We start from the raw sequence: 12,378 nt of genomic DNA on the forward strand, positions 1-12,378 counted from the left end.
GCAGCCGCCACAACCGCAAACGAGAGAGGCGCTCCCGGTTCGACCGGGAGCGCCTCTGTCGGCTTGCCGACTATCGGCGCGGGCCGCCGCAGTTCGGGTACTTCGGGTGCCAGGGTGGGCACTGGGGGATGCTCGGGGGAGCGCCCGTGGTCGGGGGGTTCGGCGGAGCGGGACTGTTCGGGGGAACGGGCGGCTGCTCGCCGTTGCCCCTGGAGATGTGCAGGGTGACCATCGAACCCTCGGGGGCGCCGTCGCGCTGGCGCGGAGAAGTGTAGGCGACGGTGCCGGCGGCCTCGGTGGACCTGACCTGCTCGGGAGACACGGTGACCTGGAAGCCGGCCTGCTGCAGCCGGTTGGTGGCGTCCTGAACGTTCATCCCGTTCACGAACGGGAGATCCTTGACGTCACCGCGCACGGTCTTGTCGGTGGGAGCCGCGAAGCGCGTCGGCGGGGTGCCGGCCAGTGCCTTCTGCATCGCGATCTTCCAGATCGGTCCGGCGGTGCCGGAACCGCTCGCGTCCCGAATGTCCTCGCCGTCCAGCGTGTGGCCGCGCATCAGGTCCGTGTACGGCAGGTCGGCGTCGGCGACGACGGCGGCCGCCGCCAGCCGCGACGAGTAACCGGCGTACCAGACGGCCTTGTTGAACTGGATCGTTCCGGTCTTGCCGGCCAGGTCGCTGTTGCCGAACTTCAGGGCCTGACCGGTGCCGGGCGGCTCCATCACCTCGTGCAGCACCCGGTTCACACCGTCGGCGACCGAGGGCTCCAGCGCCTGGTTGCACTCCACGCCCGGCGTGCTGATCGGCTTGCCGCCGAGGCTGGTGATCGAGGTGACGACGAGCGGCTTGCAGTACTTGCCGCGCGCGGCGAACGTCGCGTACGCGTTGCTCAGCATCAACGGGCTGACGTTGTCGATGCCCAGCGTCATCGAGATGACCTGCTGCAGCGGCTGCCCGTTCTGCGCGTCCCTCAGGCCGAGCTTGGCGGCCAGGGTGGCGATCGAGCACAGGCCGACGCGCTGGGACAGTTGCAGGAAGTAGGTGTTGGTCGACGCCTGCGCGGCCTGGATCATCGTCAGGTCGCCCTTGGCCGCCGTCGAGTTCCTCGGGTTGTACTTGGGGTCGCGGGTGGTCCCGGTGCAGGTGGTGAACTTGAGATGTCCCATGGACATCTGGGCCGGCGAGTTGATCCGGTAGTTCAGCGGGATGCCCTTCTGGATCGCCGCGGCGATCGTGAACGCCTTCATCGTCGACCCGATCTGGAAGCCGCCGTAGCCTCCCGCGTAGGTCTTCTCGACGTTGTAGTTGTACGACGTCTCCCGCTTGCTCTTGTCCTGCCCGTACGGCCGGCTCTGGGCCATCGCCTTCACCAGACCGGTGCCGGGCTGCACCATCGTGACCGCCGCGACCGCGGTGTCGGACCGCTTGGTCCGCTCCTTGATCGCCGCCTCGGCCGCGCGCTGGGCCTTGAGGTCCAAGGAGGTCTTGACGGTGATGCCGGCGGTCTTGATGTAGTGCGCGCGAGCCTTCTCGTCCTTGCCCAAGGCCGGGTTGTCCAGCAGCTTGGAGACGACGTACTCGCAGTAGAACGGGTACTTCGAGGCGGCGCAGCCGTTCGGGACCCGCTGGACCTTCTTCGGGTCGTAGACCGGGGTGCGGATCGCGTCGTTGGCCTGCTTGGCGGTGATGATGCTCAGTTCCTGCATCCGGCGCAGGACCAGGTCACGGCGGTCCTTGGCCCGCGCGGCGTTGTTGGTCGGGTCGTAGCCTCTGGGGTTCTTCACCAGACCGGCGAGCAGCGCGGCCTGCGGCAGGGTGAGCTTCGCGGCGGTCGTCGAGAAGTAGTGCCGGGCCGCGGCCTCGACGCCGTACGCGCCGTCGCCGAAGTTCGCCAGGTTCAGGTACTTCTCCAGGATCTCGTCCTTGGAGAACTGCTTCTCCACCGCGACCGCGTAGCGCAGCTCGGCGATCTTGCGCTGGTACGTCGAGGCGGTCGCCCGCTGGTACTCCTCCGGCGTCTTCGCCTTCGCGATCAGGCTCAGCTTCACGTACTGCTGGGTGATGCTCGAACCGCCCTGCTGCACCGAGCCCTCGCTCTGGTTGCGCAGCATCGCGCGCAGCGTGCCCTTCGCGTCCATCGCGCCGTGCTCGTAGAACCGGTCGTCCTCGATGGCGATGATCGCCTTGCGCATGATCGGGTTGATCTGGTCGAGCCTGACCAGGTTGCGGTTCTGCTCGAAGAGGTTCGCGATCAGGGTGCCGTCGGCGGCGACGATCTTGCTTTTCACCGCGAGCGGAGCGGTCTTCAGCTCCTGCGGCAGGTCCTGCAGGGTCTCGTGGGTTTTGTCCGTGCTGTAGTCGGCCAGCCCGACGAAGGGGATTGCGAGCCCGGCCGCCAGGGCGCCGGACAACGCGCTCACCCCGAGGAACAGCACCACCGACTGGACGACGCCTCGATCGTTTTTCTCCCTCACGCGCATGGGGCAAAGCCTACGTGATCGGAGCGGCACGCCGGAGGGCCGAAAGTGATCTACATCACGCCAACCGAAACGTGTTCAGCGGCGTCAGGAACGGTCCCCGGGTCCCGCGTACGCCGGTCCGCCGGGCACCCGGCCGGCGAAAATCATCCGAAAGGAGGACGGCCGGCGGACCCACCGGGACAGGTGGGTCCGCCGGCCGTCAGGGGTTTCCGGCGGGTCCGGCCGACGAGGCCGGCAGCCCGGCCGATCCGCCAGGGGGAGGCGGACCGGCCGGACCGGGTCAGGCGGCGTACTGGTGGGCGTCGACCTGGGCCGGAACCAGGGCCAGGTCGAGCACCTCCCGCACGTCGCTGACCGGGTGGACCGTCAGCTCGGCCAGCACGGAGGCGGGCACGTCCTCCAGGTCCGGCTCGTTGCGCTTCGGGATCAGGATCGTGGTCAGTCCGGCCCGGTGGGCGGCGAGCAGCTTCTGCTTCACCCCACCGATCGGCAGGACGCGGCCGGTCAGCGACACCTCACCGGTCATCGCGACCTCCGAGCGGACCGGCCGTCCGGACAGCAGCGATGCCAGCGCGGTCGTCATCGTGACACCAGCCGACGGCCCGTCCTTCGGGACCGCTCCGGCCGGCACGTGGATGTGCGCGTTGCGCTCGGCCAGGTCGCCGACCGGCAGGCCCAGCTCCGCGCCGTGCGAGCGCAGGTAGGACAGCGCGATCTGCGCCGACTCCTTCATCACGTCGCCGAGCTGACCGGTCAGCGTGACGCCGGTGGCGCCGGTCTCCTTGTCCGCCAGCGACGCCTCGACGAAGAGCACGTCACCACCGGCTCCGGTCACGGCCAGTCCGGTCGCGACGCCCGGCAGCGCGGTCCGCTCGGCCGACTCCGGCGTGAACTTCGGCGAGCCCAGGTAACCCTTGAGGTTCTCGGCCGCGATCGTCACCGAACCGCCGAGGTCCTCGCCGAGCGCCAGCTTCGCCGTCACCTTCCGCAGTACGCGGGAGATGGACCGCTCGAGCTGCCGTACGCCGGCCTCCCGGGTGTACTCGCCGGCCAGCAGGCGCAGCGCCGAGTCCTCGACACTGACCTCCTCGGCCGACAGGCCGGCCCGTTCCAGCTGGCGCGGGAGCAGGTGGTCGCGGGCGATGACAACCTTCTCGTCCTCGGTGTAGCCGTCCAGCTGCACCAGTTCCATCCGGTCCAGCAGCGGCGCCGGGATCGAGTCGAGCACGTTCGCCGTGGCCAGGAAGACCACGTCGGACAGGTCCAGCTCGACCTCGAGGTAGTGGTCCCGGAAGGTGTGGTTCTGGGCCGGGTCGAGGACCTCCAGCAGCGCGGCGGTCGGGTCGCCCCGGTAGTCCGCGCCCACCTTGTCGATCTCGTCCAGCAGCACCACCGGGTTCATCGAACCCGCTTCGGTGATGGCCCGGACGATCCGGCCCGGCAGCGCACCGACGTACGTCCGGCGGTGGCCACGGATCTCGGCCTCGTCCCGGACACCGCCCAGCGCGACCCGGACGAACTTGCGGCCCATCGCACGGGCCACCGACTCGCCCAGCGAGGTCTTACCCACGCCAGGAGGACCGACCAGGGCCAGTACGGCGCCACTGCGGCGTCCGCCGACCACGCCGAGGCCACGGTCCGCGCGGCGGCGCCGTACGGCCAGGTACTCGGTGATGCGCTCCTTGACGTCGTCCAGGCCGGCGTGGTCCGCGTCCAGCACGGCCCGGGCCTCCCGGATGTCGTAGCTGTCCTCGGTCCGCTCGTTCCAGGGCATCTCCAGGACGGTGTCCAGCCAGGTCCGGATCCAGCCGACCTCGGGGGACTGCTCGGCCGTCCGCTCCAGCTTGTCGACCTCGGTCAGCGCGGCCTTGCGGACGTGCTCCGGCAGGTCGGCCGCCTCGACGCGGGCGCGGTAGTCCTCCTCCTCGGAGGCGGTGGAGCCGTCCAGCTCCGCCAGCTCCTTGCGGACGGCGGCCAGCTGCTGGCGAAGCAGGAACTCGCGCTGCTGCTTCTCCATGCCCTCCTGAACGTCCTTCTGGATGGACTCCGACACCTCGAGCTCGGCCAGGTGGTCCTTCACCCAGCCGATCAGCTTGGTCAGCCGCTCGGTGACGTTCGCGTTCTCCAGCAGCTCCAGCTTCTGCGCGTCGCTCAGGTACGACGCGTAGCCGGCCAGGTCGGACAGCTCGGCCGGAGCGTTCACCTGCCGCACCGAGTCGATCACCTGCCACGCGCCACGGCGTTCCAGCACGCTGGTGATCAGGGTCTTGTACTCGCGGGCGAGCTCAGCCGACTGAGCGTCGGTGATCTCGTTCAGCACCGTGGCGCCGACCCAGAGGGCGGCCCCCGGACCGGTGGTACCGGCGCCGATCAGGACCCGGGCGGTGCCCCGGATCACGGCCGCCTGGGCGCCGCCGGGCAGCCGGCCGATCTGCTCGATCTCGCCGAGCGTTCCGGCCTTGGCATATTTCCCGTCCAGCCGCGGCACCAGCAGCACCTGGTCCTGACCGGAGGCCTGCGCCGCGTCGATCGCCGCGCGGGCCTCGGTGTCGGCCAGTCGCACGGGCACGACCATTCCGGGCAGGACCACGACGTCGTCCAGCGGCAGAACAGGAAGATTCAACGTCTCAGTCACGCTGTCACACCCTCACTTGAAGATTGAGTCTGACAGGCTCAACGGCGGGCCCCACCTGGTCATTCCCGGCCCATCCGGCGTTCGCTCACGGCGAAGGCGGGGCCAGCGACTCGGCCAGCCAGTCCGCGAGCGTCTCGGCGTACTCGATGCGTTCGGCAGACCTCAGTGGGGTGAGCAGCCGGTGCCAATTGAGCACCCGGCCCGTTCGAGCGACCCGCAGCGCGAGGTCGCAGTCCGCCACCAGGTGGGCGCGGTCGTACTCCGCGGTCCACGGCTCCAGATAGACGTCCCGCAGCCGGCCGACTTGTGCACTCGTGAACCGCCGATCCCGGCCGACATTGTCGAGGACTCCGACCAGTACGCCGAACGGGTGGCTCACCGAGGCATCACCCCAGTCGAAGAACCGGTACTCGCCGCTCCGGCCGAGCAGCACGTTGTCGTCGTGCAGATCGTCGTGCTGCAGCGACGGGGCAATCCCCCCGGCCGTCAGCTCGGCACACCACCGATTGTGCTCGGCGGCCAGCCCACGAAGCGCAGAGTACTGCGCTGTCGTGAGCCCGCCGGGACGGCCGGGCAGCAGCTCGTCAGGGCGCGCCAGCACCTCGCCGAGCCGACCGGGCTGCACGGACGGACGCAGATCCGGTACACCGAGCGCCAGCAGCTCGTCCGCGTGCGGCATCAGCGCCCGCTGCAGCTCCGCATGCTCCGCCAGTGCGCCTTCCCACCAGCGAAGATCTCCATCCACCGCGAGGCGATGCTTGAGCGGCTCACCGCCGTCCAAGGTCAACGACCAGGCGCGCCGGTCGTCGACGGCGACGACATCGGTCGTCCACCGGGACGACGCCCAGTCCCGCAGCGCGGACAGCAGCCGAGGCTCGTACGCCGTACCGCTCCCGTTGGCCTTGAACCACACCGTGCCGGTACTCGTCGGCACCCGCATCGTGGCGGACCACGGCATCAGCCGAGGCTCGGAGACCGGCCCGGTCACCGACTCCCCGGCCGCCGCCAGGCGCTCGTGGATCCAGTCGACGGCCTCGGCCCGCCAGGACGCGGTCGCCCAGACTTGCGGCGGCCGGACCGGAGCTGTCACGTGGTCAGGCGGTGAGCAGGTCGCCGATGCGGCGCAGGCCGGAGAGGTCGTGCACGTCGTCGGCGAGGGCGGGCACGTCGACGGTGGGGATCGAGCGATGGCCGCGGCGGAAGCGGTCGGCGCGTTTGGTGTCGCCGACGACCTGCTGCATCCGGTCCGCGTGCAGCCGCAGGACGGCGGTGGTCAGCTCCGACTTGCCCGCCTCGGCCAGCTTCTCCGCGGCCGCCAGCGAGCGCTCCGCCGACAGCTCCGGTGCGTGCGTCGTCGTCATCCGGTTCAGCACGACGCCGGCCAGCGGCATCCGCTCCTCGCGCAGCCGCTCGGTGAAGTACGAGGCCTCGCGCAGCGCGTCGTTCTGCGGCGCGGCCACCACCAGGAACGCCGTGTGCGGCTCCCGCAGCAGCGCGACGGTCTTCTCTGCCCGCTCGCGGAATCCACCGAACAGCGTGTCGAAGGCGGCCGCAAACGTCTGCACGTCGGTCAGCACCTGCGCCCCGAGCACCTTGTTCATCACCGACATCGCCAGGTTCACGCCGGCCGACATCAACCGCAGCGGCCCGCGCGCCGGCGCCAGCAGCAGCCGCAGGAACCGGCCCTCCAGCAGCGACGCCAGCCGTTCCGGTGCGTCCAGGAAGTCCAGTGCGGATCGCGACGGCGGCGTGTCCACGACGATGAGGTCCCACTCGCCGGTCCGCTCGGCCTGCTTGTGCAACTGACCGAGCTTCTCCATCGCCATGTACTCCTGGGTGCCCGCGAACGACGACGAGAGCGCCACGTAGAACGGGTTCGCCAGGATCTGCTCGGCCTTCTCCGGCGTCGCGTGGGCCAGCACCACCTCGTCGAAGGTGCGCTTCATGTCCAGCATCATCGCGTCCAGGCTGCCGCCGTTGGCGCCGTCGACGTCCTTGACCGCGCGCGGGGTGTTGTCCAGCTCGGTCAGCCCCAGCGACTGCGCCAGCCGCCGGGCCGGGTCGATGGTCAGCACGACGACCTTGCGGCCGCGCTCGGCCGCCCGCAACCCGAGAGCGGCCGCGGTGGTGGTCTTGCCGACCCCGCCCGACCCGCAGGTCACCACGATGCGCGTGGCCGGGTCGTCGATCAGAGCGTCCAGGTCCAGGGCGGTCACGGGCGCAGCTCCTCGGCCAGGTCGAACAGGGCGCCGTGGTCGATGCCGTCCGGCAGCAGGCCGAGCTCGGTCACTTTCTTGCCCAGGGCATCAATGCGGTCGCGGTTCTCCCGTTCCAGCCCGACCCGGACGGCGTGGTCGCGCGCCTCGGCGGCCAGCGTGCCCACCATCTCCTTGGTCGCGGTGATGCCGGCCGCCTTCAGTCCCCGGGTGAGCTCCGCGGCCGGCAGCTTCTCCTTCACCGCCAGCGCGAGCATCTCGTCGTCGAGCGGGCTGCGGCGGACCATGTTCACCACGATCGAGCCGATCCGCAGGTCCAGCGCCTCGAGCTGCTCGACGGCGTCCAGCGTCTCCTGGACCGGCATCTCCTCCAGCAGCGTGACCAGGTGGACCCGGGTGACGTCGGAGCGCAGCATGCCCATGATCGCGTCGGCCTGGTTCCGGATCGGGCCGACCTTGGCCAGCCCGGCGACCTCGTGGTTCACGTTCAGGAACGGGCCGATCCGGCCGGTCGGCGGCGCGTCCAGCACGACCGCGTCGTACGCGAGCCGGCCGTGCGCCTTGCGCCGGGTCGCCTCGTACACCTTGCCGGTGAGCAGCACGTCCCGCAGGCCCGGCGCGATCGTGGTGACGAAGTCAACCGCGCCGACCTTGTCGAGCGCCTTGCCGGCCCGGCCGAGGTGGTAGTACATGTCGAGGTACTCCAGCAGCGCGGCCTCGGCGTCCACCGCCAGCCCGAACACCTCGCCGCCCGCAGGACCGACGGCGATCCGGCGTTCGACGTACGGCAGCGGCGGGACGTCGAACAGCTGGGCGAGGCCCTGGCGGCCCTCGACCTCCACGAGCAGCACGCGCTTGCCCTGGTCGGCCAGCGAGAGCGCCATGGCAGCGGCCACGGTGGTCTTGCCGGTGCCGCCCTTGCCGGTCACCACATGCAACCTCGCCATGGTCCCCAGCGTAGGGCGTGGCCCACAGCACACCGACCGCGGCGGTGGACGGGGAAGCTATTGAGCGGGGGAGGCGCCCGTTAGAGTCCATCTCATGAAGAAGTTCGAGTACTTCACCGCGCCGCTGCTGGTCCACTCGACCAAGGAGATCCTGGACAACTTCGGCCAGGACGGCTGGGAGCTGGTCCAGGTCGTCCCGGGCCTGAACCCGGAAAACCTGGTCGCCTACTTCAAGCGGGAGATCACCGAGTCATGAGCCACCCCGAGGAGAACCTGGCCGAGCTCGGCCTGAAACTGCCCGAGGTCGCCAAGCCGGTCGCCGCCTACGTCACTGCGCTACGCACCGGCAACCTGGTCTACACCTCCGGGCAGCTGCCGCTGCGTGAAGGCACTTTGATCGCCACCGGCAAGGTCGGCGCCGAGGTGACCCCGGAGGTGGCCGCCGAGTGCGCCCAGCAGTGTGCGCTGAACGCCCTGGCCGCCGTCAAGGCGGAGATCGGCGACCTGGCCCAGGTGAAGCGGGTCGTCAAGGCGGCCGCGTTCATCGCCTCGACACCGGACTTCACCGGCCAGGCGCAGGTCGCCAACGGCGCCTCCGAGCTGTTCGGCCAGGTCTTCGGCGAAGCCGGTCAGCACGCCCGCAGCGCGGTCGGCGTACCAGTGCTGCCGCTGGATGCCCCGGTCGAGGTGGAGCTGATCGTCGAGGTCGCCTGACCGTACGCCGTACCGCTGCTTGCGCGCCGCAGCGCCAACGGCACCACCACGGCCTGCGCCACCCGGCGCTCGCAAGGGGACTGCGGTGCGTGCGGCGCATGGTGAGAGCGCCCTGCGGCGCTGAACCCAACATCACCGCGGGGCTTGTGCCGGACCCAGCACCACCGCGGCGCTTGCGCCGGACCCAGCACCACCGCGGCGCTTGCGCCGGACCCAGCACCACCGCGGCGCTTGCGCCGGACCCAGCACCACCGCGGCGCTTGCGCCGGACCCAGCACCACCGCGGCGCACGGGGCGGCGAGTGGCGCCGGGGTGGCGCGTCGATCGACTGGAGGTCGAGTGGCTCTCAGCTCCACGTTGCTGTCCGGCCGGATGGCGGCCGAGGCGCTGGCGCACGTCCGAGAGCGCCGTACGCCGGTCGAGCCACGTCCCGCCTCGACCGTCATCCTGCTGCGGGACGGCGACGGCGGGCCGGAGGTGTACCTGCTCCGGCGGCAGCGGTCGATGGCGTTCGCGGCCGGGATGACGGTGTTCCCGGGCGGCCGGGTGGACCCGACCGACTCGACCATCGTCGACTCCTGGTCCGGGCCGCCGCCGGAGTGGTTCGGGCAGCGGCTCGGCTGTGATGCCGAGACCGCCGCCGCGTACGTCGCGGCCGCGGTCCGGGAGACGTTCGAGGAGTCCGGCGTGCTGCTGGCGGGTCCGTCGGCCGAGACCGTCGTCGGCGACACCACCGACGCCGACTGGGAGGCGGACCGGGTCGCGCTGGAGAGCCGGGAGCTCGGGTTCGCCGACTTCCTGCACCGCCGCGGGCTGGTCCTGCGTGCCGACCTGCTCGGCCCGTGGGCGCACTGGATCACGCCCGAGTACGAGCCGAAGCGGTACGACACCCGCTTCTTCGTCGCCGCGCTGCCGGCCGGCCAGGTGACCCGGGACGTGACGAGCGAGTCCGACCAAGTCGCCTGGCTGCGCCCGGCCGATGCGGTCGCGGCCGTCGACGCAGGGGAGATGCTGATGCTGCCGCCGACGTACCTGTGCTGCCGCGACCTCACGGCGTACGGCAGCGTCGCCGAGGCGCTCGCCGCGGACCGGGAGATCCGGCCGATTTTGCCGACCGTCCGGGTGGACGGCGACCAGGCCTACCTGGAGACCCGATGACCGCCGAGCAGCTCACGCCGTACGCCGCCCGCGTGCTCGCGCCCAACCCCGGGCCGATGACGCTGGACGGCACCAACACCTGGATCCTGCGCGCACCGGAGTCCGACCGGGCCGTGGTGGTCGACCCGGGCCCGCTGTTGCCGGACCACCTGCAGGCCGTGCTCGACGCTGTCGCGGCGGCCGGCTGCACGGTCGAGACGGTGCTGCTCACCCACCACCACCTCGACCACTCCGAGGGGGCCGCCTGGTTCGCGAACCGCGCGAGCTGCCCGGTCCGGTCGGTCGACCCCGGCTTCCGCATCCCCACCGACCACGCGCACGGTCTCGCCGAAGGTGACGTCATCGCCGCCGGCGACCTGCGCATCGAGGTCCTGCCGACCCCCGGCCACACGCTCGACTCGGTCTGCTTCTGGCTGCCCCAGGACGGCTCCCTGCTCACCGGCGACACCGTGCTCGGCCGCGGCACCTCCGTCGTCGCCCACCCCGACGGTGCCCTCGGCCCCTACCTCACCTCGCTCGAGCACCTGCGCGCCTTCGCCAACTCCCCCGCCGGCGTAGCCCGCCTGCTCCCCGGCCACGGCCCGGTCATCGACGACCCGACCGCCGTCCTCACCTTCTACCTCACCCACCGCCGCGAACGCCTGGACCAGGTCCGCGCCGCCCTCGCCGCCGGCCACACCACCCCCGAAGCCGTCGTCGAACACGTCTACGCCGACGTCGACCCCTCCCTCCGGCCCGCCGCCGAACGCTCAGTCCGCGCCCAACTCAACTATTTGAGGGGATAACCCAGCCAGGTTCGACCAGACCGGGCGATCCGGCGGCAGCAGCCTCCGCCCCTCCGGCCCTCGCGCAAACTCTGGTGGGTTAACCCAGCAAGTACATGGTTGGCCCACCAGAATCCGACGGGCCAACCCTGCCTCTGGTGGGTTAACCCATCTGAGCAGCTGCGGCCGCTGCCGGTACGCCGAATCGCTGTGGCCCCGCCGCTCCTCTGGAGGCGGCGAAGGCGGCTGTCCACAGGTGACCGACGTCGGCCAGCAAGATGGTCGGGAATTGTCCATGCTGGACAGGTGCGGACAAGACTTCGTGTAGTGGCCGGGGGCCAGGGTGGTGTCTTCAGCCGTCGGCAGGCATTGGCTTGTGGCTACTCCCTGCAGGAGATTCAAGCCAGGCTGACGGACGGTCGCTGGGAACGAATCCGGTACGGGCAGTACGCCGCCGCAGTCGACCTCGGCGGCATGCCACCGTGGGAGCGTGACGTGGTCAGGCATCGCCGTCTCGTTCACGCCGCCGTGAACTCGATGCGCCTCGGCAGCGTTGCCGTCAGCCATCAGTCGGCGTTGGTCCTGCACGGAGCTCCGCGTTGGGGCCTGGACCTTTCCGAGGCGCAACTCACCCGCCTCGACGATCTGCGCAGCGGCCCGACCGCCGGCGTACGGCATCACCGCGGTGGGCTGACCCCGGCGGATCTGACCGAGGTGTCGGGCCTCACCGTGACAACTCCCGCGCGTGCCCTCACCGAGACCGCTTGCGCCACGTCGTTCGAGGCGGCGGTGGTCGCCGCGGACGCGATCTGCCGGAGCCATCCTGAGGTCGACCTGCATCTCCAGCGGTTGCTGGTCGTCACGGAGTTCTGGCCGGGTAGTACGACGGCCCGCGCGGCGCTGAACTTCCGCAACCCACTGGCGGAGTCGGTCGGCGAGTCGCGACTCCGGGTCGTGATGCACGATCACGGGCTTCCGCCGCCGACCCTGCAGGTACCGTTCGAGGATGTCGGGGGCTTCATCGGCCGGGTCGACTTCTTCGTTTCGTCGATGCGGACGGTCATCGAGTTCGACGGCCTGACCAAGTACGCCGACGGGTCGGCCGAGATCCTGGTGCAGGAGAAGATCCGCGAGGATCGGCTCCGCGCATTGGGACTGGAAGTTGTCCGCGTCACCTGGCCGGAACTGACGCAACCCGCCCGCGTCGTCGCCCGAATCCACCAAGCGTTCGCCCGAGCCGTCCGAGCAGCCTGACACACCACGCCGGTATTGCCACAGTTCGGCGCCCACGCCCAACCGGCGCCCACTCCAGCCCCAGCCGGCCCCGCGACCGTCCCCGCTGCCAAGTCTCGTGGGTTAACCAGTGAGGTCAATGGTTGGCCCACCAGAATGTGATGGGCCAACCATCAATCTGGCGGGTTAACCCATCAGAGTGCGTGGAGGGGCGGCTGGGCGGCGGGAACGC

Annotated in this window: 10 protein-coding genes; 5 read left to right on the plus strand and 5 right to left on the minus strand. The window is 70.6% G+C overall.

Annotated features, from left to right (window positions below; translation table 11 throughout):
* Positions 1–70 precede the first annotated feature (70 nt).
* The 5 genes from KFLA_RS02225 to bagA form a co-directional block, all read right to left on the minus strand.
* Positions 71–2,479 carry a penicillin-binding protein gene (locus KFLA_RS02225; protein ID WP_012918124.1) on the minus strand — a complete coding sequence of 803 codons (2,409 nt, stop codon included), beginning with the start codon at positions 2,477–2,479 and terminating at the stop codon, positions 71–73.
* Between the two features lie 280 nt (positions 2,480–2,759).
* The gene (gene lon, locus KFLA_RS02230) at positions 2,760–5,114 is read right to left on the minus strand and encodes an endopeptidase La (RefSeq protein ID WP_012918125.1); all 2,355 of its coding nucleotides are present in this window, start codon (positions 5,112–5,114) and stop codon (positions 2,760–2,762) included.
* A gap of 85 nt (positions 5,115–5,199) precedes the next feature.
* Positions 5,200–6,204, minus strand: coding sequence for a phosphotransferase (locus tag KFLA_RS02235; RefSeq protein ID WP_012918126.1), 1,005 nt, complete (start codon positions 6,202–6,204; stop codon positions 5,200–5,202).
* A 4-nt stretch (positions 6,205–6,208) separates the two neighbouring features.
* Positions 6,209–7,330 carry an ArsA family ATPase gene (gene bagB / locus KFLA_RS02240; protein WP_012918127.1) on the minus strand — a complete coding sequence of 374 codons (1,122 nt, stop codon included), beginning with the start codon at positions 7,328–7,330 and terminating at the stop codon, positions 6,209–6,211.
* The gene (bagA, locus tag KFLA_RS02245) at positions 7,327–8,277 is read right to left on the minus strand and encodes an ATPase BagA (protein WP_041289107.1); all 951 of its coding nucleotides are present in this window, start codon (positions 8,275–8,277) and stop codon (positions 7,327–7,329) included. The genes bagB and bagA overlap by 4 nt, the downstream gene beginning before the upstream one ends.
* 94 nt (positions 8,278–8,371) lie before the next feature.
* Here bagA and KFLA_RS38160 point away from each other — a divergent pair, with 94 nt between their 5' ends.
* From KFLA_RS38160 to KFLA_RS02265, 5 genes are all read left to right on the plus strand, one after another.
* Complete coding sequence (locus KFLA_RS38160; RefSeq protein ID WP_012918129.1) at positions 8,372–8,533, plus strand: Sp36 family protein; 162 nt, start codon at positions 8,372–8,374, stop codon at positions 8,531–8,533.
* Complete coding sequence (locus KFLA_RS02250; protein WP_012918130.1) at positions 8,530–8,991, plus strand: RidA family protein; 462 nt, start codon at positions 8,530–8,532, stop codon at positions 8,989–8,991. The genes KFLA_RS38160 and KFLA_RS02250 overlap by 4 nt, the downstream gene beginning before the upstream one ends.
* A 339-nt stretch (positions 8,992–9,330) precedes the next feature.
* Positions 9,331–10,149, plus strand: a complete 819-nt coding sequence (locus tag KFLA_RS02255; protein ID WP_012918131.1) for an NUDIX hydrolase — start codon at positions 9,331–9,333, stop codon at positions 10,147–10,149.
* Positions 10,146–10,934: an MBL fold metallo-hydrolase gene (locus tag KFLA_RS02260; protein ID WP_012918132.1), complete on the plus strand. Its 789-nt coding sequence runs from the start codon at positions 10,146–10,148 to the stop codon at positions 10,932–10,934. Before KFLA_RS02255 ends, KFLA_RS02260 begins: the two co-directional genes overlap by 4 nt.
* Before the next feature lie 306 nt (positions 10,935–11,240).
* A complete protein-coding gene (locus KFLA_RS02265) occupies positions 11,241–12,167 on the plus strand; it encodes a PDDEXK family nuclease (RefSeq protein ID WP_012918133.1) in 927 nt (308 codons plus the stop codon).
* Positions 12,168–12,378: the final 211 nt, after the last annotated feature.

It is taken from the genome of Kribbella flavida DSM 17836 (genome assembly GCF_000024345.1).
GTDB lineage: Bacteria > Actinomycetota > Actinomycetes > Propionibacteriales > Kribbellaceae > Kribbella > Kribbella flavida.

Excerpts from the sequence above, each read along its gene's own strand:
- KFLA_RS02225 (WP_012918124.1), bottom strand. The coding sequence starts at position 2,479 with ATGCGCGTGAGGGAGAAAAACGATCGAGGCGTCGTCCAGTCGGTGGTG.
- bagA (WP_041289107.1), bottom strand. The coding sequence starts at position 8,277 with ATGGCGAGGTTGCATGTGGTGACCGGCAAGGGCGGCACCGGCAAGACC.
- KFLA_RS38160 (WP_012918129.1), top strand. The coding sequence starts at position 8,372 with ATGAAGAAGTTCGAGTACTTCACCGCGCCGCTGCTGGTCCACTCGACC.
- KFLA_RS02250 (WP_012918130.1), top strand. The coding sequence starts at position 8,530 with ATGAGCCACCCCGAGGAGAACCTGGCCGAGCTCGGCCTGAAACTGCCC.
- KFLA_RS02260 (WP_012918132.1), top strand. The coding sequence starts at position 10,146 with ATGACCGCCGAGCAGCTCACGCCGTACGCCGCCCGCGTGCTCGCGCCC.